Genomic DNA, 26173 nt, shown 5'->3' with positions numbered 1-26173 from the left:
CTTTAGCCGAAACGGCCTGTAATATAGTCTTCAGTTCTCTGATCTGACGGTGTTGTAAAAATTTTGTCCGTTTGATCCGTCTCAATCAGCAATCCGTTCAGGAAAAATGACGTATAATCGGAAATCCGCGCTGCTTGCTGCATGTTGTGCGTAACGATAATGATCGTATATTTTTCTTTCAACGTTTGCGTTAATTCCTCAACTTTCAATGTGGAGATCGGGTCCAGGGCCGAAGTAGGCTCATCCATTAAGAGGACATCTGGCTCAACCGCCAACAAACGGGCTATACATAAGCGCTGCTGTTGACCACCGGATAATCCGAGTGCCGATTTGTTCAACCGATCCTTAACTTCATCCCATAGTGCGGCTTGCTGTAGACTCTTTTCTACGATCTCATCAAGAACCGATTTTTTCTTCGTTCCATGAATTCTCGGGCCGTATGCTATATTGTCGTAAATACTCATTGGAAACGGATTGGGACGCTGAAACACCATACCTACCTTTTTGCGAAGGGATACTACATCGGTTTCCGAACCATAAATATCCTGTCCATCCACATAAATGCTTCCATTAATCCGCACAATATCGATGAGATCGTTCATACGGTTCAGCGTTCTGAGGAAGGTCGATTTTCCACAGCCGGAAGGTCCGATTAACGCTACGATATTATTGCTTTTAATATCCAACTCCACATTATGCAGTGCTTGATTTTCACCATAAAACAGGTTTAATTTTTCTACTTTGATTTTATGTTTATCCGCCACGATTATTTCCCCCCGGTCAGTCTTTTTTGAATCATTTTGCTCGGTATGGCAATACATAAGTTAAAAATCAAGACGACGATAAGCAGAAGCGCAGCGCTTCCTTGGGCAATTTTCTTGGCATCAGGAACAATAGCCTCAGACTGCACGTACCATAGATGCGTAGCCAGCGTCTCCCCCATAGCCAGAGGACTAAAGTCTGGAAAATGGCGGGAAACCGATAAACCGGCTGTATAGATCAGAATGGCTGACTCGCCCAATGCCCGTCCGGCAACAAGCGTGATACCGGTAATCAGGATTGGCATGGCAGCTGGTAAAAGAACCTTGCGGATGGCCTGCCAACGGGTGGAGCCAAGCGCGAGCGAAGCCTCCCAATACGAATCAGGTACGGATCGAAGCGATTCTTCCGTTACACGAACCAATACAGGCAAATTCAGCAAGGAGAGTGTAGCGGCACCGCCGATAATCGAAAATTTCAAGCCAAGCAGATTCACGAATAGTAAGAAACCGAACAATCCGAAAACGATCGATGGAACTGATGATAAAGCCTCGACGGAAATCCGGATAAAATCCGTAAACCGATTTTGCTTCGCATAGATTGACAAGTATACACCTGCGCCTACACCGATCGGAATGGAAAACAATAAGGATAAAAATAGAATGTAGAAGGAGTTGAACAGCATCGGACCAACCCCGCCGCCTGCCATAACCTCAGATGGTTTCCCCGTAATGAAATTCCAGGAAAGCTGAGGAAGTCCATCTCCTAATATTCGGATCAGGAACCAAGCCAACAGCAGCATGATGACAACACCGGAAACCCAGAAAAATAAGGTAGCCGCGCGATCCGTTGTTTTGCTCGTCATTTCAGTTCACTCCTTTTGGCAACGATCCGTATAGCGATAATCATAAATAAGGAGATTAACAACAGCACGAGAGCCATCATGTACAAAGCGTTATTCCATACAGTTCCGTAATTGGTGTTACCCATATCTTTAACGATAGCTGTCGTCAGCACCGTTGTTGATTCTAACAAGGAGCCAGGGATCTGCGGCGAGTTACCGATAACCATGAATACAGCCATCGTTTCCCCAATCGCTCTTCCCATGCCAAGAATGATACCCGTTATAATACCAGGACGTGCTGCAGGTACAAGCACTCTCCAAATCGTCTGCCAGCGTGTGGCTCCCAGAGCTAATGAAGCTTCCTCCAGCCGACTTGGCAACGCCCGAAGCGCATCTTCGGAGATTGACAAGATCGTTGGCAGGATCATGATGGCCAAGATGATAGCAGCTGGCAAAATTCCGTATCCAATTGTTCCCGTTAACTTGGCAAGGCCCGGAACTATAACCGTTAAACCGATAAGGCCATAAACAACGGATGGAATCCCGACGAACAGGTCCGTTGCAGGACGCATAATTTCACGAACCCATTTAGGTGCGATTTTGGCAAGGAATACAGCTCCAGACAAGGCTAAAGGAACCGATAAGGCTATCGAGATCAATGTCAGCAGCAGTGTGCTGTACAGAAAGGCGAAGATTCCGAATTCTCCTTTGGTCGGTGTCCAGTCTGGTGAAAAGAAGAAGGTCCATGGCGTTACGTCTTTAAACGTCTTAACACCTTGAATCCCAACGAATGCAATAACGGAGAAAATGATAGCCGATACAATAATGGCGCTTCCGACAAAAATAAGCTTCATGACTTGATCGGTCCGGTTTTGCCGTTTGGTCCATTGGCTTACTTGTTTGTGTTTTAAAGCTGCTCTTTCAGTGAGCTGATCAGCGAAAGAATTCACAGGATGTTTCCCCCTCAAATAATTTAGCGTACAAGCCTTAAAGATGACGTTTATTAGCTCGGCCTGAATCTTCTTTATTCATCATAATGGACAATTGTTAAAGCCATACGTTTCAATTGTTAAGGGAATGTAAAAAGTGCAGGAAGTTCGGTGAATAAGTGCCGCTGCGGGGCCGAAATGTCCTTCCGATCGCTGTTGTTCAATGATTTCTTCATTATATAAGGGATTTAGTGGTGGAAATCCTTGAACAAAGGCGAACGCTACGCTTCTACAGAACAATTTCGTCCCCTCCGCTCTTTATTCACCTCACTTCCGAGTGGTAGGAGTAGAGTGCAGGGGGAAGCATTGCGTTGCTCGCTTCCCGAAGGGCAAGAGCAAGAGCAAGAGCAAGAACAAAGGCAAGGGCAAGAGAAAGACACTATGGACCGCATATCAGATCTTAGATCATAGATCTTAAGTGCGGTGAATAAAGAGCGGAGCGGCCAAATAATCCTGTAGAAGCGTCAGCGTTCGCCTTTGTTTCCGTACTTTTACCGCTACATATCTTAATAAATCAAAAAATACGGAAACAACAGTGATCGGAAGGATATTTGGCCGCGCAGCGGGACTTATTCTCCGGACTTTGACAGCTCTTTTTATAAGCGCACAACACAAAAAGGACACGGAGATCACTCCGCATCCTACTTGATTAAGAAATACTTATTTTTTCAAAAGGTTAGCTTGTAAGAATTTCAATTCTTCTACTCTTTTGCCTTGGAAATCAGGACCTGTGATGTAATCAAGGAAAGCTTTAACAGCATCTTTAGCTTCGCCTTTTGTATACATATGCTCAATACCGAACAACGGGTATTTACCGTCTTTGATTGTGTCTTTGCTGAAAGCTACGTCATTAAATTTCAACGCTTTAATTGTATCGTTCAGGTAAGGCGTATCCACATAACCGATAGAGTTATCTGTGGAACCTACTGTTGTAGCAACTGCACCACTGGATTCTTGAGTTACGCCATCTTTGGTGAAATCTTTATTATCAAGAACGATTTGTTTAACAAGTGTTCTTGAACCAGAGCTGTCCGGACGGTGAACAACGACGATTTTCGCATCGGTTTTGCCGTCAATTTCTTTCCAGTTCGTGATTTTACCCATAAAAATATCAGCAGCCTGTTGTTTGGACAGGTTATCTACAGGTACTTTTTTGTTCACGATTAGAGCAAAAGGAGCAATTGCCGCTACGTGGTCAACAAGGTTTTTATCTTTGTACTCGTCGCCTGCCGCAACGTCGGAGTTACCAATATCGGAAGTGCCGTCTGCAACGTTTTTCAAGCCTGTGCCAGATCCACCGGCAGTTACGTTAACGGTTACTTTAGGATTTTTCTCCATAAATTCTGTTGCAGCTTGTTTTACCAATGGAAGAAGTGCGCTGGAACCTGACGCTGTTACTGTGCCTGTCAATTCTTTAGGTGGTTCTGGTTTAGCAGGAGCCGCTGGTGCTGCCGCGTTGGTTGCTGGTGTTTTCGTATCTGTTGTTGGAGCTGCCGTTTGAGTACCACATGCTGCGAGTACCCCCATTAATAAAACTGTTACCATTGCAAGACTGCCTTTTCTCGAGAAATGCTTCAACATCTTTGCATGTCCTCCCTTTTATCCTCTAGTATTTTTGTTTACTAGATCATCTTAACAAGCGAGTGTAAAGTCTAAACCCTCGAAACGTTAACGGAATGTAAAAGTTTTTGATGTCGAGTTTAATCTAAATTTAACGAATTATTTACAAACAATGGACTTGTATTTAATAAATAGCTCGCATAATAGGAAGCAAATCACTACTGACCACGTTTACACGTATGGACTATTGATGTTAATAATGGAGGGATTAAATGAGCATTCTAATAAGTAAGAAGACAATTTCATTCCCGGTGTTGTCCCTGAAATTGAAGCTAATGCTTGGTTTTGCTGGTATGCTGGTGTTGTTCCTGGGAATGGCGCTTTATAATTTGCAGCAGGTGAACGATATCAAAAATCAGCTCAGCCAGCAAAATGATAAGGTAGAACTCAAGCTGATGGCATTGGAGCTTAAAGAGATGGTTCAGGAGCTGAATATTATTGCATCTGGACTTGAAATTTCTAAGAAAGCCGATTACATACCTAAATATAATGAAAAAAGAGTCATTTTCGATAAAATGATCAAACGTGTTGGTGACACTGCCATCACACCCGAACAAGCCAAATGGCGCAGCAAGCTGATCTCCTTAACCGTCGATTATACAAATACGTTTGACGTCGCGGCCAAACTGGTACAAGAAAACAAGCTGCCTGCAGACGATCTTAACAAAAATATGGAGTATCTCTACAACGAATCACAAAAGTTGATGGGTGATATTTTCGTCTATGTCGACCAATTCTATGTCGCATACTCAGATGATGCAGAACTCGCTGTTGCCAATACTCAGCATTTGCTTAACAATACGGTAACCATGATGCTCATCTGTTCTATTATTGTGATTATTTCCAGCATCGCCATTGCTTACTTGCTTATCAGATCCTTTGTTAAGCCCATCCAACGGCTGCAGCACGCGGTATATTCTATAGCGAATGGTGATTTGCGCAATAAAATTAACAGCACTTCAAAGGATGAGTTGGGGGCTTTAAGCAATAGCTTCGATCACATGATTGATCAGGTCCGCAATATGTTGGCCCATACGCAAGCTATTGCCTTCTCGTTATCAGAGCATTCTAAAGCATCTCAGGGCTTCTCGGGTTCTACGGCTGCTGTAAATGCGGATATTGTTCGAGCCATTCAGGAAATATCGACTGGTGCTGAGCAGCAAGCCACTCACACTGAGCAAAGCACTCAGTTGATTGGCGAACTGGGTCGTGAAATCGACCTCATCTCAGGATTGTCCAAAACCGTTCACGAAAGAAGCAACGAGGCCGCTTTTAATACACATACAGGCTCCAATTCCATGGAGGCCCTTAGAAGCGCATCCAAAATCTCGGAAGACTTACTCGGTAAAGTGTATCAAGCAATGACCTCTTTATCCGCTAGCTCCATGCAAATCAATAAAATTGTAAATACGATTACCGATATCTCTCAACAAACGAATGTCCTCGCCTTGAATGCTGCTATTGAAGCGGCAAGAGCGGGAGTCCACGGACGCGGCTTTTCAGTTATTGCTGAGGAAGTCAGGCAGCTGTCGCTGCAGACCAATGATTCGTCCAAATCGATAGCTACGATTATACATGCACTGCTGGCGCAAACGAAGGATTTGGAGATATATATGGAAGAAGCACGTAAATCTTTTTTACAGCAGAATGGTAAAATGAATGAAAGCGTCGAGGCTTTTCAGGAAATTCGCAGTTCCATGGACGCACTTTCACTAGATATCAACCAAATCCAAACGCAAATTGGGCTGGCCCAGCAAAAGAACGAAAGTTTAATCGATTCTGTCCAAATCGTTGCAGCTATTGCCCAAGAGACAGCAGCAGGCGTCGAAGAGGTTACTGCCTCCTCTATCCAGCAAAATGCAGCCATTCAGCAAATCGCTTCACAAGCCGATGATATGATGCTGCTATCGCAAAATCTCTTTAATGAAGTAAACCGATTCGAGATTGGAGAAATTGAAAAACCTGATGCTAACGCAGCGGATATCATCGGGATAGAAGAGGATTCTATCGAAAGTCTCGCTGATTCGAGTGAATTTGAAGCCAATCAATTGAACACAGCAAACCGTTTAGATATATCTGAAGGTATGACAAAACCTGCTGCTGAGCATTCCGTTTCGATACCGGTCGTCACTAAGAAAAGCGAGGAAATAAAAGAAGAGGATAAAGAAAAAGAAAAAAAACTCATAACAATAGGCTAGTACAGCTAAGCCCCGCGTCGGATATCTAACTCCCGAGCGGGGCTTTTACTGTAAATCACAGCGGCTGTTTGAACGATACAAAAACATCATCGCATGCCCGCTCAGAATGAATGGTTGTTCGACTAAAGCAATCTGTTTAGCGTTTGGACTTCAATGTTCCGAGTGCAGTTTTTTCATCTAACTTTTGACCGCTCTGCCCCTTCGCAACCTTCAGCCTCTGAGCCGTGTAGATGCCCACGTGTCCGGAACATAAATAACTGATCACAACTGCCACAAACATGTAAACTGCCGCCTCGGAACCAAACAGCTCAATACCAAGCAGGAAGCAAGCAATCGGTGTATTCGTCGCCCCGCTAAATACGGCAATGAGGCCAATCCCCGCAAGAAAAGGACCATGCAGCTGCAATAACGTACCTAACGTATTCCCCAATGTCGCACCAATCACGAACAACGGCGTTACCTCTCCACCCTGAAAGCCGGCTCCAAGTGTAATGGAAGTGAAAATCAGCTTCCAAAGGAAAGCCAATGATGCCGTTCCGTCTTGAAAAGAATCGTCCAGAAGCGGCAGTCCAAGACCAAGATAATCCCGGGTACCTATAGCCTTTGTCAACAAAATGATAACACAACCGCCTATGAAGGCTTTGACCGCAGTATGACTGAATAGGCGTGTAAACAAGGACTTCAGCTTATGAGTCAGCTCGCTGAATAACCGACTTATCAAACCAAATACGACCGCTGCAGCCGTAACCTTCAGCAGCACGATCGCACCGAGCGGCGGTATTTGCCCCATGGAGTAATGAGCATGCGTCACTCCCCACCCTAATGTCACAACATGCCCGACAAGACTGGCAATCAAGCAGGGTAGCAGTGCCTCATAACTGATCAGACCGATAGCCAGTACCTCTAACCCAAAGACAGCCCCAGCTAGCGGTGTTCCGAACACTGAACCGAAGCCTGCGCTGATCCCGCACATCAGTATGATTTTACGATTCTCCGGACGGATATGCAGCAGCTTGCCAAGCGTCTCGGACAAGCTGCCTCCCATTTGAACCGCCGTTCCCTCACGTCCTGCCGAGCCGCCGAATAAATGCGTAAGCACCGTTCCAACAAGCACAAATGGAGCCATACGCAAGGGTATGGTTTCATTTCCGTCATGAATTTGCTCCAAAATCAGATTGTTGCCTTTTGTACTGTTACGACCATAGGCTTGGTACATCCAGCTAACAAAAGCACCACCAAACGGCAGTAAATATAACAGCCAGGGCTGCTCGTTTCGCATACTTGTCGCCCACTCCAGACTGACCAAAAATAATGCCGAGGCCGAGCCGGTCAAGAAACCTACTGCACCCGCTAACACCAACCACTGCAGTATATACTTGATCAAATCTGTCTGCCGAACATTTCGGCTGTCCGTGGATTCCCGAGTTGTCCATGTTTTCAGCCATTTGTTCATATTTTCCTTCCACTCCCCGAACACTCTTTCACGTAATAATACCTTCCAACGAATACGTGCGCAAGCAATAAATCGGAGTAGCAGGAATCACATATATCCTTGCGGACAAGTTAAAATTAACATTTTTCATGAAATTTGAAACTTGATGATCTGTGGACTTTTGTTGTCATAGGAATAAAACTGAAACCATTGAAGTAATCTTTCGTAGTATAACAATTGGATACAAAATTACTCGAAATGATGATGGAGGGTTATTGGTATGTGGAAAAAGTTATCTATGATTATTATGGGGTTCATCATTGTCTTTTCGTTCAGTGCTGTAAACGTTGCAGATGCTGCAAAGTCTTACAAGGGTCCTAAGAAAAGTATCAATTTGGACAAGACTCCAAATCAAAACAGTGGCGTCAACAAAGCAGACCCAAGCACGGCTACAAAAACACCGAACGCGACTACAAATCCTAGCACAGCAGCAAAGCCTGGCTTTTTTAGCGGTGGTCTGATGAAGGGACTCCTAATTGGCGGTTTGGCTGGTATGCTGTTTGGCGGCTTATTGGGTGATTTAGGGGGACTTGGAAATATACTAGGCATGCTCGTAAACGTATTAGCTATCGCGGCTTTGGTCACGGGTGTTATCAAAATTGTGCAGTATTTCCGTAACAAACGAAAACTCGAAAATGATCCGAATCGCTCCTAATCCCAATGTAATGACGAGGTCACTTAAACATGAGACTTTCTGAGCAAGAAATCATAAATGCCATATGCCTACATATGGCTGAACGGAAACAGATTCAGCCGATCCAGGTAGAGGTTGAGATGATGTGGGACGAGGACTATGGATTTTCAGCAGAAGTCTACGCCGAGGGTCGCAAACAAATTATAATCGCGGCCACTATTTTGGAGGCCATCGAGCTTTATATGTTAACACACCAAAACGTTCGTGTATTCCGCGATCAAATCCATCTTCAACTGAATGAAGAAATCGTCGCAGACATCGTATAAATTAGAAAAAACGGTTTCGGTACTGAGATTGGACATATCAGAATGGGTGACCCCTGCCATTGGCGCTAACCTTGGCGGGGGTTATTTGTGAGTTTCACGGATAATTTCTATTCCTCCATGTTATTTAGGTTACAATCCATACATCCAGAACGGATGGTGAATATCAATACAATTAGGAAGCAAAAAGGAGGGATAATCGATGAGTTGTGTTGGTGTTGGAAGAACTTCCACTGCAGAAATTTTGGTTCTTTACATTTTGTTGGTAATCGTGTTGTCGGTTGGTTTCTTTATTTAACAAAAAAGTGAGGATAAAGAAAGAACAAGAGCCTGACATCTTGTTCTTTCTTTTGATTTATTTAGTTCCAATAACGAGAATAAATCCGATGTATTTTCGAAATCTGTCCATTATACCGTTGTACTTACTTGTTACTTCCCAAATATTCATGTCAAGAAAAGAACCAACATCAATTTGTTGATTTGGGTCTGGATGTTCAAAAAGATCCTCACTTGTTTCAGGAAACAAGAATGGACCCTCTATCTTTGATTGATTAAATCCCATTTTTTTTACTAAAGCTGACCAATCATTAATGTCCCATAGCCGCTCAATGTGATAAAATCTAGTAATTTCTTGGTTGATTTCTATAGACACTGGTTTTCGTAGAATCATTTCTCTGTCAAAAAGTTTGCCTCCAGTACGCAAAACCCTATAATATTCCGATAATGCTTTATCCGTATCAGTGAATATGGATACAGATTCAACAAGAATCACATCAAATGATTCGTTAGGAAAAGGAAGCGAGCTTGCGTCTCCTTCCATAAATTGAATCGAGACATTCTCTTTTTCGGCCCGCATTTTTGCTTTTGTGATCATATCTGGACGAATATCTATACCTACTACATCATGACCCTGAGCAGCTACATAACAAGATGTTCTGCCTGTGCCACAACCAACTTCGAGGATTCGGGAGTTAGTTGGTAGCGGATATTGTTCAAATTGCTTTAAAGTTGCTGCAAACCCTCCAGGATGAGCATTACCAACACCTAATTTAGCCAGCATATCCAAATAATCCATGAGTATTTAATTCCTTTCGCAGCAGGTTTTATCTCATCATATGAAAGAAAACCAATTTTGCACCACTTAAATCATTCTTTGATGGTAAATAGACCCAATTAAGAATTTAAACTCAATACAAACATATTTACGAATGATGTCCTACATTTAATCACCCATTTTGGCGTCAGTCCAATCACGTTACCGCTGACATTCATAACATACTCTATGCAAGGCGGAAGGAGGGATGAACATGGGTGCACTCGGAGTTGGTGGAGTTGGTGCAAGCTGTGGAGGTTTCGGTTTAGGAACTTCCACAGGTGCCATTCTTGTACTTTTCATTTTGTTGGTTATTATAAGTAGTGCTTTTATTATTTAAATATTTGTTAACCACCTCCAGGTTGATACAGGAGGTGGTTACTACCTACTTTTTTTGTCTAAATGTTATCTATCAACACCGTTCTGCCGCGCCAGTATGACAGTATTCAGAAATTAAGCGTCTGCTTCGGTAATCCCTGAATAAGCCTTTTCGATACAGGCCATCAAGAGCTTTTGCAAGCTGATCCCATTACCAATCGTGTTCAAATTCTAACTTCTTAGCACACCGTCTACTGCGACTGCTGTCTAATCGATCACGTCTTGATGTACGCTGTATAATAATTGGCAAGATACATACCCTTATCGTTTTTCTTTTCGTAGATCCATCTATATCTAAAGTGGCCGTCATACCTTGGCTACCAACTTTAAATATATTGTATGAGCCACCGCCCAAGGAGTTAGCAAAGGGGTTAGGCATTAAATCACCTGAACCTAACCACTCGTTAGGCCGAATTTATCTCACCCTCTTGAAAAATAATTAAAGCCTCCTCGCTCACATAATAGAAATGTGGCTTGGAGGCTGCTTTATTTATTTAACAAAATCAAAATCCGCTGCTCTTGCATTGGATTCCACCTGTTCCGGGCTTTTGCAGCCTGGGATTACAGTGGTTACAGCCGGATGCTTCAAGCACCAAGCAAGCGCCCACTCTGCCATATTTACGCCTTCCGGCAGTTCATTTTTTTGGATCTCCTGCACCTTTTGCAGCTTGATCAGAGTCTGCTCTTTGTTATGTCTGGAGCGCACATCATTATCGGCAAAATCCGCACCCGGTTTGTACTTGCCGCTCAAGTAACCGCTTGCTAAAGGCACACGCGCAAGCACACCGAGATCTTGACGTTCACAAGATGGAAATACGCGATTTTCAGGGGTTAGATCCAATCGATTGTATACGACCTGAATCGCTTTGGCATTCACTTTCGACGCCGCATCTGTCTGATACAAATTATCGTTGCTGCTGATTGAAATACCTAGATTTCTCACTTTGCCTGCCTGAACCTGCTTGTCCAGCATCGTCCAAAGCGCATCGTTATTAAACACTTCATCAGTACCCGAATGGAACTGGTACAAATCGACATAATCGGTTTTCAATGACTTCAGCGAGTTCTCCAATTGAATAAGCACTTGTTCAGGCGACCAGTAATCAATTGTTGTACTTTCTCTATCTGCGTGGTTATGTCCGAATTTGGTTGCAATTACCCAGTCTGACCTGCTTTTTCTGCGTGCGATGTAATCTCCGATAAAGCTTTCCGAAAGATGATGACCGTAGCATTCTGCCGTATCAATCAGATTAATGCCAAGCTCTGCAGCTTTATCTAGGATTGCATCCACTTCATCCTGTGTAAAATCCTTACCCCAAGCTCCGCCAAACTGCCATGTGCCTACTCCAACGACGGAAACCTTTAGCTCTGTCTTACCTAGTCTGCGGTATTTCAAGTAACGTCAGCTCCTTCGATTTGAGTTCTACGTAACAATACCCATTATAGGGAAGTTTCCAAACCTCAACAAGAATGGAAAAAAAGGTGCGCTAGTTAATCTAAAGTAACTAATAGAAGAGCTGTCTATTGCCGAATTGAAGGTTGTCACATCGACGATCCGATCCTTTTTTGCAAGCGCCTAGTAGGAAGCTGGCTTCGTAAGCGTCTGCTTGGAGTTTTCGAAAAACTTGCTAAGCAGGTTGACTCGCTTTTCTTTCCTTGAAGAAACACATACTGATCATGACGAACAGCGAAACGACCAAACACAAGCTCCAAGGCAGAAGTGGCAGTCCCTTCGCTTGTCCCAGATCATAAAACCATCCTCCCAAACTTGTACTTAGAGCACCGCCCAGAGCCATCGAATAACCGTTAAACCCATAATAAGATGCAATTAGTCGGGGAGAAGCGAACATTTGCACTACATCTAGCATGAGTGGAGCCGAAATCATAGTCCCTAGCGCAAACAATACCGAGGCTGCACATAACATGAACAACCCATCAGACAGACCAAATAGCATTAACGCCGTGCCCATCAATACGGCTCCCAATCCAATAAGAACAAAGCGATTCGAAAAACGCTCAAAGAAACGTGTCACCATCAACTGAAAGCAAATGACCGACCCGGAAACCGTCCCATATACATAAGCAACACTCGAAGAATCTCCGGTTACCGACACAGCATGCCGCGGAATCGTAAGAAACAGCTGCATATACAAATAAAAATAACCGATCAGGATAATCGTGTAACAAACAAAGGGCATATCCTTAAGAATACTTCCGATATCCTTGCGAAAATGACTTCTTGCGATCTCTACATCCAGTGCAGGCAGTTTGACATATACATAAATGGCAAGAAAAAGAAAAACCAAACCCGCAAAAATGCTCAAATATTGAAAATCAACCGATAGCAGCAAGCTGCCCATCAGTGTTGAAGCGATGATCCCGATATTTACTATCATATTTTTTAATGAAAACAACTGCTTACGATAAGCCAGCGGCGCCAATCTAGCAAAGGCAGCCTGCAGAGAAGGTTCAAACAAGGCTCCACCCAAGCCTGCAATAATGGCGGAAGCAAAAAAGTGCCATGGCTGCACACTCACAGCAAATCCCAGAAACCCGATAGATCGAACGGCTAGTCCAAGGACCATCGTTTGTTTACAGCCTCTGCGATCCGCCAGCAGCCCTCCAACAAAGGTCAAACCCTGCTGTGAAAACTGGCGCACACCCAGCATAATACCGGTCAGAGCCATCGACCACAGCAGACTGCCAGTCAGGTATAAGGTCAAGTAAGGGATCAGTGCATAAAAACCCATATTCATCATGAAAATTGTGACATACAGTACCTTAATTTCCGGGGGAGCAATCGCCCATAATTTAAACGCAGTCATATACAACCTCCACTATTAGTAACGTCTATGACCCCTATGCTAGCAATTTATTGGGAAATCAACAACTATTTTCGTGATCTTATTTTAATATACGACAACGTTCTACAAATCTATTATAATAATGATATAAAGCTTAAGAGAGAAGATGATATCATGCATCCTAAGATTATTGCAGTTATTGTGATTATGCTATTACTTGTTGGCTGCGGTCGAACTACCAACCCTGTTTTGGTGGCACCGAGTGCTGTACCTGTAAACGAAAGCAAGCCTGTCGACGCGCCAGCTCAGCCACAATCACTGACATCTTTACCAACCCTGACCAATCCGACAGTAATTGACCCCCTTGCTCTTCAAACAGGAAGCAGCTCTTACAGGATCAAGGATCATGTCACATACTCCGGCGATCGCAGTAATCCCAAAAGGGTAGCACTGACTTTTGACGATGGTCCTGATGCCAAGTATACAGATCAAATTCTCAATCTATTAAAAAAACAAAATGTGACAGCCACCTTCTTCGTAATAGGAGAACATGCTGCTGCCCATAAAGAAGTGATGAAACGAATCGTTAGCGCTGGTCATGAGATTGGCAACCATTCATGGAGTCATAAAGACTTAACCAAACTCGACCAACAGCAACTAGAAGCAGAAATTAATAAGACCGACGAGATCATTACAAGCTTTACGAATCGACCCTCCACTCTGATGCGTCCACCTTATGGCTCGGTGTCGCAGCAGGTTATTGAATACGCGGAAAAGTCGCATCGTATCATTAACTGGTCTGTGGATACACGCGACTGGGAAGGAATTACCCCTGATCGCATACTTGAAAATGTCAAAAAGCAATCCAAGCCAGGCGCCATCATTTTGCAGCATTCTGCAGGCGGTAAAAATGGCAACTTGGACAATACGATCCAGGCGCTCCCGCAAATCATTAATTTTTTAAAAGAGCATGGATATCAATTCGTGACGATTTCCAACCTGATTTCATAGCGTGAGCTTAACAAAAATTAAAGGATTCAGGGTGACTGGATGAAAGCTGAATACAAAGTCCTGCGCAATAACATCCGTAATAATCTATGGAACGGCATTGCATGGTCGATCGGATTCAATTGCGTTACTCCTTTTATTGCTGTGCTGGCTGCCCGTTTGGGTGCTACCAATAATGATTATGCCTTATTATCTTCCATACCCGCCCTGCTCACAATTCTGCTGGTTATTCCCGCGTCTATCATCATCGGACGCTTCCGTAAGCAAAAACGGATTATCGCCACTATCATCATCATCTGTCGATTGTTTTATTTCTTGTTAATATTCGTCCCCTATATGGGGGTATCGGCGATTACCTCGTTGATTCTGCTTGTCGGCTTGTACAGTGCGACTAACTCCGTTATCGCCGTAGCCTGGCAATCCATGATGGGTGAAATTATACCGGCAAGCTACCGGAATCGTGTATTTGCACAGCGTAATATGTGGACCGGATTGTGCGGCTGTGTAGTTGCTTTCATTGCAGGCTGGGGCATTGATAGTCTTCCTTATCCATTTGGCTATCAGGTTGCTTTTTCCGTAGGCTTCTTGTTTGCCATTATTGAAACCTGGTATTTTATGAAGCTTCGCATTCCCAGTGAGGAAATCATTGATCATAATCAAATCATGCAGCAGATTGGGCCTGTCAAAGAGAGCCATTCCTCAACCAGTTGGATCGAACGTTACAAGCTGAATCAAGGGAGAGCCTACTACCTTTTTTGTGGGAGCGCCATTGTTTACATATTTGCTTGGCAGGCTGCTTGGCCGATTTACGCCAAAATTAAAGCTGACACCCTGCTTGCAACCAATACGATGATCAGTATCGATGTTATCGCCGGAGCACTTGGCGCATTGCTCGGTTTCCGTTTATTTGCGCGGGTTGCCGATCGCAGGGGAACAGCCTGGACGGTGTTCATCTCTGCGCTTATGCTGGGTCTGACCCCTTATCTTTGGCTGCATGCGCCTAATATGAACTGGGTTTATCTTTACGATTTTATAGGCGGGATTGCTACCGCGGGCTTTCAGCAATCCGCTTTTAACCGATTATTGGAAATCGTTCCCGAGCAAGGTCGTCAGCGGGGCATCGCAATTTATACAACACTATCACAAATATCAGCTATTTTTGCCCCGATTCTCGGTATGAAGCTTTTTTCATCTGTAGCTTATGAAACGAGTATGACCTTAATAGGCTCCTTCCGTGTAATCGGCTCCTTATGCTTTCTGCTGATTGTCACCCCCAGTATGCTGCGTTGGGCAAGTGCCAAGCAAAGCAATCAAGGATCAAACTAATCCCGCATGAGTGATTTTATACAACGAGGACGAGGCTGAATATCAAAAAAGCAAAAAGGAAGTGCAGAACTTGAAAAAGATGTTCTGGACTTCCTTTTTTTACATATAAATTTTTAATTTTTCGTTTGTTGGATCCACAACTTGCAGGCCATACGCCTCCGCTTCACCGATAATGGCCCATTCTTATTCCACTAGCAAATTCGGACGTATAGAACGTAAATAAGTCAAGCTTCTGCCGATTCCCTCTATGATGTCGTCCGCTTGTTCGTATTCAATCAGATGAACACCATTAAAGGGTACGTCCTTTAAGAGGTCGTCATAATCCAGATCATCATCGCCCGGTGCGCAGGCTACCCAATAATCATCGACACGTCTCCAGTCCTTGAGGTGGCAGTAGTTGATACGGTTGCCTAAAAGCTTGGCATAATCCGTCAGCCGACGTCCCTCCGCGACCGTTTTTAAATTGCCAGGGTCGAAGTTAAAGCCCACAGTGGGAGGCAGTTCACGCAGCAGCCGCTGTAAACAATTCCAATCCGTAGTTGTCGTATGCTCTTGAATGAAACCTTCGTTCTTCTTCGTGATGCGTCCATGTGTTTCTATAGAAATAACCATGCCGTGTCGAGAGCAGAGTTCGTTCATTTCGAAAAAGGCTTGTATCATTAGAGCCCATCGCGCCTCCGTCATGTTGGAAGCAAGCTCGAACCCGGCGAACAATCGGACGTGTGTAGCGTTAAATCGGGCAGCCAGCTGTATATCATGGGTCACCTGCCCCATCATCTCTTGTAACGCATTCGGATCTTCTAATGTAAAATCGCTATCCAGCGCGAAAAAAGGCGCCTTTATGCCATAGTCCCGTATACAAGCAAGGAGACTATCGATTTCCAGTTGGCTAATATCCCTTTGGATTCTGCCCGGAAAATCGCCGCCGATCCCGAGTTCGAGATAACGTAAGCCGAAATCTTGGGTGATCCGGCAATGTTCTTCAATCGTACGATACTGCAAACCCCATTCTCCTAATCCGACGATCATACTCTGCAGCCTCCTCATTGCTATTATTTTTTTAAACAATACTTCTCTATCACTTCCGCTACTGCATGATTCAAGTGTGAATGGCTGATATATTGAGCCTCGTCTTTCAGCTTCGGATGCGCGTTATCTACCGCTACTCCAAGCCCCGCTTCGCGAATCATTTCCAAATCGTTTAAATTATCGCCGATGGCAATCACGTCCTTCATGTCGATGCCTATGCGTTCGACCAGTAATTTGAGGGCATGACCTTTGGATACTGCTTTGGGCAAAATCTCCAAGTACGTTGACTCGGACTGCACTAGCTCACACTCAATTCCCTTAACGGGCAGAAAGACATCCAGTACGGATGTGAAATCCTGATTTTCCCGAATGATTAGGATTTTATTCACGTTGCCTTTTATCAAATATTCAGGTGTCTCCCACTCTAGACACTGCACGCGATCCTTATTCATATAGGTTGAAATGACAGGAGTGATCTTTTTAACCCATAATTTCTTTTCGGAATAAAAAATCATATCAAGCGGAGTGTCCTGCAGCAATTGTACCGCTTTTCTAACGACTTGCTCATCGAGCAATGCTTCAAAAAAACATTCTCCCGTTATTAAATCTACGATCTTGCCTCCGTTATAGAGGATAACGGGGTGACGGATATCCAGTTCCTTCGCATAATGCCGCACAGCGTCCTCCATGCGGCCGGTCGCCAAAGTGACGATACCTCCTTGCCGCTGAAAAGCATGGATCGTGTCCTTATTCCGCCTGCTGATCATTTGCTCTAAATCAACTAGTGTTCCGTCAATATCGGTCACTACCATTCGATAAGGCCGTACTGTCGGCGTCATAGCAGTTCAATCCTTTCTGGCATCAACGGTAAGCGGGATACAAGATAGAACGTGTTCGCCTCTGAGCCAGTCACGAACAACCTGCTATCTGAGCATTGTGCTAACTGCATCCAAGCATCCACAAATATTTTATATTCCTCGCGATGGTTCGTAATGAGAATCCATTCCGGCGATAACAGCCGCAGCATTGGCTCATTCCAGGCGTCCATCATGCCGTGATGGCCCACCTTGAATCCGCGTGGACGGATATATTCACGTTCCGTAATGCGTTCCAAATTCGGTTGAAGCGCATCACCTGCGAACAGAACCAAATGAGCGCCGTCGGCATCCTCAAGCAGCCAAACGCTGCTGTCGCCGTTCGATTGTCCATCGAAAGCTGCGCACAGCCGTTCCTGCCTATAAGCTGGCGCAGTCTGGAGTTCTTCCAATATGTGAAAAGCAGATAAATCACTTTTTTCCACCGGATCCAAATGTCTCAACAGAAAATTCCCAAACTGCCATATCGTTCTTTCACCAAAGGGTGGTCTTAGTGTGATTCGGGTATTTTGCCGCTCCAAGCATACATGTAATTGCTTGTACATCTGGAGCATTTCGGCGGTTTGAATGGCTTTCGGATGCATCATCTTCCCTAACTCCACCACAATTTCTGGATACGGGAGTATCGCTTCCCGAATGGGAATATGTTCCGCCACTTCCAACAACCCAGTGAGATGATCGGGATGGATATGGGTTAAAATCATCAAATCGATTTGGTTCCAGCCTTTGTCCTGCACGAAGCGTAACGGTTTAACCGACTCATCGAAAAAATCATCGCCCCCGTCTATGAGCACGACGGAGGTACCGCTCTCTGTCGGAATTTCGACAAAAAAAGAATCACCACGCCCTACATTTAGTGCATACAATGTCGGTTGCAAACTGTCCTCTCCCATCCAATGCATTAGCTTTCTTTAGGTAATATATGAATCTTATTTTTATCTAAGGCGATTTTTATGGTGCCTTGCAGCGTTCCACGAACACTCGGGCTCGTATCGTCCACAATCCATTTCAAAGAACCCGCTTGCACCCAGTAACGGATCATGCGTCCAAGAAAACTGCTCTGTACGATGGTGCCAATAAATACGTTTTCACTTCTGGCATCCGTATTCGTGTTTTCAATAATCGAAATGCATTCCGGCCTAATGACGAGCGTTACCTCTTGACCCATGTCGACGTTATAATCGCCTTTATTCACTCGTATGGGGCCATCAGTGCTCCTAACTATGATGTCTTGATTTTCTATGCCGACAACTTGGCCCTTGATAAAATTGGCTACACCCACAAAATCGGCGACAAACGCCGTTTGTGGCTTGAAGTACACTTCCCAAGGCGTGCCCACCTGACAAATGTGCCCTTTATCGAACACAGCGATCCTATCGGACAACGATAGTGCTTCATCCTGATCATGGGTGACGAAAATAGCCGTGATGCCCGTGCGCTGCTGAAGCTCCCGAAGCTCGCTCCGAACTTCAACACGCATTTTGGCGTCAAGATTACTGAGCGGTTCGTCCATAAGCAAAATATTTTGCCCAGTGATTAGAGCTCTAGCGAATGCTACGCGCTGCTGCTGTCCCCCGCTGAGCTGCTTAGGAAACCTGTTTTCCATTCCTTGAAGACCGAACATATCCAGCATGACATCTACTTTATCTTTCATTTCCTTTCGGGACAATTTTTTTAATTTTAAACCGTAGGAAATATTCTCATATACGGTCATATGGGGGAATAAAGCGTACTCTTGGAAAACGAGCGGCGTGTTTCTTTTATAGGCAGGTATGCCGTTTACCTTTTTGCCTTCGATGACGATCGTCCCGCCGTCCGGTTCGTGGAAACCGGCGATCAACCGCATTAACGTCGTTTTCCCACATCCGCTGGGACCAAGAAGCGTTGTGAAGCTGCCTTTAGACACGTCCAGCGATACGTCTTTGATAGCCGTGAATGATCCAAATGTTTTGGTGACGTTTTCAATTCTGATAATGCTTTCCGCTGCGCTCATAGGTCCCTCCGTCTATATATTTAATGATTTATCGTTGTCTTTGAAAATAAGCTTTGAGATCGCCAGCACGGCGAACGCGATGGAAATCAACACAACCGTAAATGCTGACGCTCTGCCCCATTCACCGTTTCCTACCAGGCCAAGAATAGAAATTGTGCCAACCGAAGTGCTAGCCGAGTATATAAAAACGATGACGCTTAAGCAGGTTATCGATCTTAGAAAGGATGTGATAATGCTGGACATAAACGGCCCTCTAAGCAGTGGCAGCAGAATCATCTTAAATGTCCCATAACTACCGATGCCCAGATTGGTTGACGCTTCTTCAAGCGAACTACCGATTTGCTGAAAGCCTGCAAGACTGGCGCTATAGCACGTCGGCAAATTCCAGAACATCAATGCGAGTATCATAATAGCGGATGTACCCGTTAGTGCCAGCGGCTCTCCATTGAACGCCATCGCGAAACCAAGTCCTAAGAATATTCCCGGAACCGCACCGGGTAGAATGGCAAGGAAGTCCAGGAGGCGATTAATGCCAATCTGTTTTCTTTGAACGATATACGCCAAAATAATGCCTAAGAAGGCAGCGCCTACCGAAGAGAAAAATGCAAATTTCAAACTGTTGATGATTTCCGTTCCTTTACCGAACACATAGTCCAAATTTTTCAAAGTAAACGTCCAATCATACCCCCACGTTTTTGTAAATGCCCCATAGAACAAAACGCCATAAACGGCAAGGATGACGATTGTGACAAATGAACAAAACCCAAACAATATCCATTTCACATATCCGGCTACTGGGTAAGGCTTTAAGGATGTCTCTTTACCTGTTACGGTAACATAGGATCGTTTCCCGACCCATTTACGATTCAGGATAAATAACGCCAACGCTGGAACCAGTAATGTAGTCGACAGCATCGCTGCCGAATTCAGATCATTCCAACCCGACATTTGCAGATAAGCTTCTGTAGGAAGCAGGGAAAAATTCCCTCCAATGATCATCGGATTACCAAAATCGGCCAAAATATTCATGGCTGCGATCAGCGCGCCCCCCGCAACGCCCGGTCTGCAGAGCGGAAAAAATATATCTTTAAAAACCTGCCAGCGTGTGGCCCCCAAATTGTAGGCTGCATATTCCAAATTAGTCGAACTCGTCTTCAAAACACTGTATATGACGGCGTAAGCAAAAGGAAAAAAGTTGATCGTCTGCACTAACCACAAGCCATGCCAGCCATAGACGTCGATGCTCACACCCAAGATATGCTTGGAAACAATGCCCTGTCTTCCAAACAACAGGATGTATGACAGAGCTACAATAAAAGGTGGTGAAACGATAGGCAATATCGTAATGAATTTGAACAGCCCTTTAAATGGTATATCCAGTCTTGAAATCGTATAAGCGAAAATAAAAGCCACAACCGTACATGATATCGTAGAAATAACCGTCATAAACAAACTGTTCAAAGCCGCTTCGGTCCAACGGGTTATGGTAAATAACTTTTCATAATCACCTAAATTAGGGACACTTACAACTTTAAGGATAGGCCACAGTACGAAATAAGTCGTAATCAGGACGATGGCTGCAATAACGATGGCTAAGCCAGGTTCGTTCTTTAACTTTCTAATTTCCATCCATGTATGTTTGGCTGCAGATGAGTTCAATCCGTTTCACACCTTTCAGTTACAAACCCAATTTATGCGGAAAATGGAAATCTCATTTCCCGCATAGTCAAGTCCCCTCATATGTTGAGCAATTGCTACTTCGCGCCTTGGCCGGTCACTTCGGAAAATTTCTTTAATGCATCCGGTTTCATCTTGGCTGCTTTATCACGGTCATAGTTAACAAGCTTAACGTCTTCGATTTTAATCATGCCTTGTGGAGGTGCGACATCCTTGCGTACGGAATAACGATTGGAGATGGTTGTGTTCATTTCACCAACCGGTTTCGTTAATAGCCAGTCGATGAATTTCTTTGCATTTTCCATATTGGCGCCGCCTTTTACGATCGCAGCACCGCCTATCTCGAATGCCGTTTGCTCAGGGACGATGACTTTGATCGGATAGCCTTTTTGTTGAGACTTGACGATATCATGCGCCCAGGACATGCCGGCAATGAATTCGCCTGTAGCCGTTAGATTGATGACGTCCCCTGCTGCAGGTATATAGTGGTGAACGTTGGTATGCAGCTGTTTCACGTAGTCCCAACCCTTGTCTTCACCTAAGCGAAACAATTGATCCGCTACAAAAATATATCCGCTGCCTGCTGTTGCAGGATTGGCTGTCACGAACACGCCTTTGTAAGCTGGATTTAGCAGATCATCCCATGTTTTTGGTTCCTTCACACCTTTTGGCTCTAGCTCTTTTTTGAATCTTTCCGTGTTTAGCACGATGCCGAGTACGCCCATATACCATCCTTGCCAGAAGCCGCTCGGATCGTTGAATTTCGCATCAAGCTCTTTGCTATTCGGAGAGCTGTATTTTTCAAGCAAACTTTGCTCCGCTAACGGTCCATAGAATTCAACCGATCCGCCAATCAAGACATCAGCTTTTGGAGCTGCCTTCTCAGCCTGAACTCTCGTGCTCGCCTCTCCTGCACCATTTGTGCGCAAATATTCGATTTCGATGCCTGTATCTTCTTTAAACTTCTTTTGTATTGCAACGATGTCATCTTCATTAAGTGCCGCATATACAACCAGCTTACCGGAACCTTTAGCCTCCCCCGCTTTAGGAGCGGCCGCAGGCGTAACCGTCGCCGCAGGCGTACTCGTTCCACACCCTGCTAAAATAGTCATGCTCGATAATAAAGCCACCAAACCTAAACTAACCATTTTTTTATTAAAAGTCCGTAACATATGAGAACCTCCTTATTGTTTGCCAACAGTCGCTTCTTGTTAAATTGTCCGGTAACTTATGTATCATTCCGCAGATGGTGTTAATGGAATTAAGATGGATCTCTCGTCTGGTTTATCATGGAGTCTACGTTACTTCCAACGGTTTGCATGATTGTCGGACGATGAGCTTTGCTTGAATCAGTTCAGAATTGAGCGTCGTTCCCTTATTTTCGATCATTTGCAGCAGCAGCTGCGCTGCCCTACTTCCCATTTCTCCTCGTGGCTGTTCCATCGTGGTCAATCGGATCCAATACAGCTCTGCATATTCCAAGTTATCGAAGCCTATAACGGAAAGTTTGTCAGGCACCTGTATTTGATGGACGGCCAACCACTCGAGAGCTCCAATCCCGAGCAAATCGTTTGCCGCGAACACGGCGGTTACATCCGGGCTCTTCTCATAGAGCTTCCCCATCGCTTCACGGCCGTGATCTATCGTTCTTCCGCCTATCACGATACGGGACTGATCCGGGGAAAGTCCGTGTTTGCGCATGGTATCCTTATACCCCCGCAATCTTTCATTTCCTGTAAATGAACTTTCCGGCATGCCGATAAAACCAATCTGCTTATGCCCCAGTTCAATTAAGTAATTTACCGCTGTGATGGCCGCTTCATAATGATCGACGTCAACGAACGGCATGGATATCGCTGCCGGCGTTCGCCTTCGCAAGAAGACGAACGGCATATCGATACTGGAGAGTAGTTGAACGAATTCTTCATCCAAACAGTCAGGCGTGATGATTAACCCGTCGAATTGTCTCTCGATCGCCTTGGATATGAATTGTTTTTCTTTTTCAGGGTTTCGGTTCGTATTACCGTAAACAACCTGATAGCCGTGTTCAAAAAGTATTTCCTCAACTGCGTTGGCCAGTCCTGAAAAAAACGGGTCCGATATTTCCGGGATCATAAGCCCTATCGTATAGGTTTTTTTCTGGATCAACCCTTTTGCGATTGCATTAGGTCGGTAATTAAGGGATTTGATCGCCTCCATCACTTGTAATTTAGTTTCTTCGCGTACATCGTGATGATTGTTGATCGCTCTGGAAACCGTCGATACTGATACGCCCAAATGTTTGGCAATGTCTTTGATGTTGGCCACAATCACACCTCCGTACAAACGTTACTGAAACAATGCCGGAAACGTTACCGGTAACGTTCCCGGTTACATTTGAGTTTATATTACAACAAGTTGTATACGTTTTCAATACGTTTTTTGTAAAATTTATCTATTGATTTTGTAAAGAGTTTTCCTCCCTCTTTTGATGCTCTGTCTGCAAAAAAAAGCCGTTACCTGTAACTTAAAGGTAGCAGCTTTCGAAGTATGGCGGGTCCATTCGTTTGAATTCTCTGATTTAAAACACTCTCTCCGTGAGCAAACTGATCCGATCTTGAACCTTACAACTCACGTTTAATCATTAATTTAAAAACGCTGTTCTTCAAGTAATCCAACGAATAAAAGACCGGGTGGTCTGCATCGTCGAAGTGAAGCTGTTTGAGCAAAACAATTTCGTTTCCGAGCATTTGAATGGCCTTCTGATCTCTTTCATTGGAGCTGTTTATAGCACAAATTTCCGTTATGGCGTAGGCAATGTTGATCCCGAGCTTACTTTTTAAAAAATCGAAAATGGCACCGGAAAATCCATCGTCGAAATAATGCTTGGCCAAGCTTTGCGGGAAAATATTATAATAAAAGGCTACTTTTTTATCGTCTGCTGTTCGTGACCGTTCTAAAATAACGACCGGTTCGTCAATGGCCAGCTGTTTTTTCCAATCTGCTTCCTGATCACTCGTATAAATTTTTACGTCTGACTCACTTTCCACATAACCCTCGTTTTGAATCATTTGACCCAAACTCTGAAGCTTGCTAAGTGGATTGGTAATGAAATCGGAACGGTTATTAACATAGGTTCCGACTCCGTTCTTGCTGATAAGAATTTTTTCCCGTTGCAGCAACTTGAGCGCTTCCCTGAGTGTAGAGCGGCTCACATCGAATTTTTTCGCCAATTCCGGTTCCGATGGAAGTCTATCCCCCGGCTTGAACTCTCCTTCTCTTATGATTTTTTCGATTTCTTCTTTTATTTTGAGATAAAGCAATTTTTTCTCCATATGACGGCAGTTCCTCCCTGCGTGATTTTGCGATAATCATGTAAATGATTACTTTATCGGAGTGATGTCTGACATCATAAGTATAAGATGGCATTGTTTTTTTGTAAAATAAACGCACAACTGCTTGGGAAAAAATGGGTTGACAAAGTCAAAATGGCTAATTATAATTCTAGCTGTCAGACAGCTGAAGTCACATAAGATGCAAAGGAGGGGAGCTTTATCAGGAAAATCCAATCTTTAAGCACCAGTTGAGCAGCATTCGTGGGAAAATCAATTAAAATTATTGGAGGGAAATCATTTATGAAAAAAACGATCGTTCACCTCTTAAGCGTAGTGGCACTCGTTCTTCCTCTCTTCTGCGGTACCTTTGCAACGAAGGCAAGTGCTGCAAGCTACTTTGAATTGGCTGCTCATTGGGCTCCTCAAATTTATCAAGACGTTAACGCAGATCTGAACGTAAGAGCAGATTTTATTACGAATTTCAATTATGACGGGGATTATCTTGCGCTTAACAATTGGGACAACCTAGATAACTACAATGAGAACGGATATGTTTACTACAAAGTGGCTGAAACCTTGACTCATTATTTTATAGAATATGACTTGTTCCACGCTAGAGACGATGCTTATACGAGACCTCTCGATGCACATGAAAATGATTTCGAAGGCTTAATCCTCGTCATCAGAAAGGACGGCTCCACTTACGGAACATTCCAGTTAATGGAGACCATGGCACATAACCAGTGGTACGATTACACCAACGATACGACCATTACTTCAGGTTCTGACAACGTGGACGGCGGTGTTCTTTTTAATGGCAGTCATCCTAAGGTATTCTGTCAAGCAAATGGACAGAGCCCAAGCGGCGGGCATGGCGTACATGCGTATGACGGGTCCAGCGCCCCGGGTGGCGACGGCATCGTATATGATTATACAGGCACGGCTCAATTCCCAACTAACACGGCCGGCAGCTATGTAAATCATTACGGGTATGCCCTTATCGAGTGGGGTGACCTCTGGAGCAAAAGAAACGACCCTAATATTTTCTCTTCCTGGGGTACCATTGCAGGTAATAATCACACAGCCAACTCGGCTAACGCCCCTTGGGGATGGGACGACAGTGACGACGGTCCAACCTTGCAAGGGATGAACTGGTCCGATCCGGCGCACCAGGTGGATGTCCACCTTAATAATTTGGGCAGCTTCTCGCACTCTTACGTTTACAACCCTTATTATTCTCATCAAATCGTGCTTGTTAATACTCAGAGCATGGCTGATCGCGACCCATTTGGAGGTAAGAGCGACATCTATATTAAAGCCTACGTCAACGGCCAAGGCCAGACAGACGCCAGGTTCTGGAAGAAAAATGATGCACCGATGTACCAAAATTACAACATTGTATTTGGCGCTAATGATGCTGAATTCGGCCCCAACTTCTCGGAAAGCTACAATTCCATATACGTAGCAAAACCATCCAATACCAATGTAGAAATTCATGTCTACGATTCTGACGGAACATCCGGAGATGATGACATGGGATACGTATCGGCTGTTGTGGCTCCCGGAACCACAAAGACATGGGAAAACGTCGTAACCAGCAACGGACAGGCTAAGGTTTCTGCCACCGTGCGCGCTCAATAATTTAGCGCAAATTGCGAATAAGAAAAACCGTCAGGAAAGATCCTCCTGACGGTTTTTACCTTTCGTGTGCTTGTCTCTTTATGCTTTCTCCTTATCGTTACACCCAAGCTTATATGCTGGGCAAGTAGCGTACAAACCAGAAGTGTGGAATACTCGATGCCTGCGCATCGTTCATA

24 protein-coding genes are annotated in these 26173 nt (G+C 44.4%); 8 read left to right on the top strand and 16 right to left on the bottom strand.

All coding sequences use genetic code 11. The features are described 5' to 3' along the window. Positions 1–2: 2 nt before the first annotated feature. From pstB to BM210_RS11385, 4 genes are all read right to left on the bottom strand, one after another. The gene (gene pstB / locus BM210_RS11400) at positions 3–821 is read right to left on the bottom strand and encodes a phosphate ABC transporter ATP-binding protein PstB (protein ID WP_091167976.1); all 819 of its coding nucleotides are present in this window, start codon (positions 819–821) and stop codon (positions 3–5) included. Next, on the bottom strand, positions 767–1624 hold the full coding sequence (gene pstA / locus BM210_RS11395; protein WP_091167974.1) for a phosphate ABC transporter permease PstA: 858 nt from the start codon (positions 1622–1624) through the stop codon (positions 767–769). Before pstA ends, pstB begins: the two co-directional genes overlap by 55 nt. After that, on the bottom strand, positions 1621–2553 hold the full coding sequence (gene pstC, locus BM210_RS11390) for a phosphate ABC transporter permease subunit PstC (RefSeq protein WP_091167973.1): 933 nt from the start codon (positions 2551–2553) through the stop codon (positions 1621–1623). Before pstC ends, pstA begins: the two co-directional genes overlap by 4 nt. A 699-nt stretch (positions 2554–3252) precedes the next feature. Further along, positions 3253–4173 (bottom strand): phosphate ABC transporter substrate-binding protein, encoded by a 921-nt coding sequence (locus BM210_RS11385; RefSeq protein ID WP_091167971.1) that lies wholly within the window; start codon positions 4171–4173, stop codon positions 3253–3255. A gap of 251 nt (positions 4174–4424) precedes the next feature. On the opposite strand from BM210_RS11385, the gene BM210_RS11380 reads away from it, so the two are divergent. Then, on the top strand, positions 4425–6410 hold the full coding sequence (locus tag BM210_RS11380) for a methyl-accepting chemotaxis protein (RefSeq protein ID WP_091167970.1): 1986 nt from the start codon (positions 4425–4427) through the stop codon (positions 6408–6410). 136 nt (positions 6411–6546) lie between these two features. Here BM210_RS11380 and BM210_RS11375 read toward each other — a convergent pair whose 3' ends face one another. After that, a complete protein-coding gene (locus BM210_RS11375; protein WP_091167968.1) occupies positions 6547–7863 on the bottom strand; it encodes a voltage-gated chloride channel family protein in 1317 nt (438 codons plus the stop codon). Between the two features lie 259 nt (positions 7864–8122). On the opposite strand from BM210_RS11375, the gene BM210_RS11370 reads away from it, so the two are divergent. From BM210_RS11370 to BM210_RS11360, 3 genes are all read left to right on the top strand, one after another. Then, a complete protein-coding gene (locus BM210_RS11370; protein WP_091167967.1) occupies positions 8123–8557 on the top strand; it encodes a hypothetical protein in 435 nt (144 codons plus the stop codon). A gap of 29 nt (positions 8558–8586) precedes the next feature. Then, positions 8587–8862, top strand: a complete 276-nt coding sequence (locus BM210_RS11365; protein WP_091167965.1) for a YxcD family protein — start codon at positions 8587–8589, stop codon at positions 8860–8862. Positions 8863–9061: 199 nt separating this feature from the next. Further along, positions 9062–9157, top strand: a complete 96-nt coding sequence (locus tag BM210_RS11360) for a sporulation protein YjcZ (RefSeq protein WP_091167964.1) — start codon at positions 9062–9064, stop codon at positions 9155–9157. 57 nt (positions 9158–9214) lie between these two features. Here the strand turns inward: BM210_RS11360 and BM210_RS11355 are convergent, their stop codons facing one another. Beyond that, positions 9215–9934 (bottom strand): class I SAM-dependent methyltransferase, encoded by a 720-nt coding sequence (locus BM210_RS11355; protein ID WP_091167962.1) that lies wholly within the window; start codon positions 9932–9934, stop codon positions 9215–9217. 232 nt (positions 9935–10166) lie between these two features. Here BM210_RS11355 and BM210_RS35350 point away from each other — a divergent pair, with 232 nt between their 5' ends. After that, entirely contained in the window at positions 10167–10292 is a 126-nt protein-coding gene (locus tag BM210_RS35350; protein WP_218184919.1) for a YjcZ family sporulation protein, read from the top strand. A gap of 528 nt (positions 10293–10820) precedes the next feature. On the opposite strand, the gene BM210_RS11350 is transcribed toward BM210_RS35350, so the two are convergent. Together BM210_RS11350 and BM210_RS11345 are read right to left on the bottom strand one after the other, a co-directional pair. After that, positions 10821–11726 (bottom strand): aldo/keto reductase, encoded by a 906-nt coding sequence (locus BM210_RS11350; protein ID WP_091167960.1) that lies wholly within the window; start codon positions 11724–11726, stop codon positions 10821–10823. 232 nt (positions 11727–11958) lie between these two features. Next, positions 11959–13155, bottom strand: coding sequence for an MFS transporter (locus tag BM210_RS11345; protein WP_091167959.1), 1197 nt, complete (start codon positions 13153–13155; stop codon positions 11959–11961). A gap of 153 nt (positions 13156–13308) precedes the next feature. Here BM210_RS11345 and BM210_RS11340 point away from each other — a divergent pair, with 153 nt between their 5' ends. Then, positions 13309–14145, top strand: a complete 837-nt coding sequence (locus BM210_RS11340; RefSeq protein WP_177237766.1) for a polysaccharide deacetylase family protein — start codon at positions 13309–13311, stop codon at positions 14143–14145. A 39-nt stretch (positions 14146–14184) separates the two neighbouring features. Next, positions 14185–15468: an MFS transporter gene (locus BM210_RS11335; protein WP_091167956.1), complete on the top strand. Its 1284-nt coding sequence runs from the start codon at positions 14185–14187 to the stop codon at positions 15466–15468. Between the two features lie 183 nt (positions 15469–15651). On the opposite strand, the gene BM210_RS11330 is transcribed toward BM210_RS11335, so the two are convergent. The 8 genes from BM210_RS11330 to BM210_RS11295 form a co-directional block, all read right to left on the bottom strand. Beyond that, positions 15652–16497 carry a sugar phosphate isomerase/epimerase family protein gene (locus BM210_RS11330; protein ID WP_177237765.1) on the bottom strand — a complete coding sequence of 282 codons (846 nt, stop codon included), beginning with the start codon at positions 16495–16497 and terminating at the stop codon, positions 15652–15654. A gap of 23 nt (positions 16498–16520) precedes the next feature. Then, entirely contained in the window at positions 16521–17336 is an 816-nt protein-coding gene (locus BM210_RS11325) for a Cof-type HAD-IIB family hydrolase (RefSeq protein ID WP_091167953.1), read from the bottom strand. Further along, positions 17333–18250 carry a ComEC/Rec2 family competence protein gene (locus tag BM210_RS11320; RefSeq protein WP_177237764.1) on the bottom strand — a complete coding sequence of 306 codons (918 nt, stop codon included), beginning with the start codon at positions 18248–18250 and terminating at the stop codon, positions 17333–17335. Before BM210_RS11320 ends, BM210_RS11325 begins: the two co-directional genes overlap by 4 nt. A gap of 23 nt (positions 18251–18273) precedes the next feature. Next, the gene (locus BM210_RS11315; protein ID WP_091167950.1) at positions 18274–19365 is read right to left on the bottom strand and encodes an ABC transporter ATP-binding protein; all 1092 of its coding nucleotides are present in this window, start codon (positions 19363–19365) and stop codon (positions 18274–18276) included. Between the two features lie 12 nt (positions 19366–19377). Continuing rightward, complete coding sequence (locus BM210_RS11310) at positions 19378–21024, bottom strand: ABC transporter permease (protein ID WP_091167948.1); 1647 nt, start codon at positions 21022–21024, stop codon at positions 19378–19380. A 95-nt stretch (positions 21025–21119) separates the two neighbouring features. After that, complete coding sequence (locus BM210_RS11305; RefSeq protein WP_091167947.1) at positions 21120–22214, bottom strand: ABC transporter substrate-binding protein; 1095 nt, start codon at positions 22212–22214, stop codon at positions 21120–21122. Between the two features lie 124 nt (positions 22215–22338). Beyond that, on the bottom strand, positions 22339–23349 hold the full coding sequence (locus BM210_RS11300; RefSeq protein ID WP_177237762.1) for a LacI family DNA-binding transcriptional regulator: 1011 nt from the start codon (positions 23347–23349) through the stop codon (positions 22339–22341). Positions 23350–23645: 296 nt separating this feature from the next. Continuing rightward, positions 23646–24356, bottom strand: a complete 711-nt coding sequence (locus tag BM210_RS11295) for a GntR family transcriptional regulator (RefSeq protein ID WP_091167943.1) — start codon at positions 24354–24356, stop codon at positions 23646–23648. Positions 24357–24617: 261 nt separating this feature from the next. Here BM210_RS11295 and BM210_RS11290 point away from each other — a divergent pair, with 261 nt between their 5' ends. Beyond that, positions 24618–25997 carry a hypothetical protein gene (locus tag BM210_RS11290; RefSeq protein ID WP_143101038.1) on the top strand — a complete coding sequence of 460 codons (1380 nt, stop codon included), beginning with the start codon at positions 24618–24620 and terminating at the stop codon, positions 25995–25997. Positions 25998–26173 lie beyond the last annotated feature (176 nt).

This window comes from Paenibacillus sp. 1_12 (assembly GCF_900114475.1).
GTDB lineage: Bacteria > Bacillota > Bacilli > Paenibacillales > NBRC-103111 > Paenibacillus_S.
The sequence above is the reverse complement of the archived record's forward strand: the minus strand, read 5'-3'. Positions and strand labels throughout refer to the sequence as shown.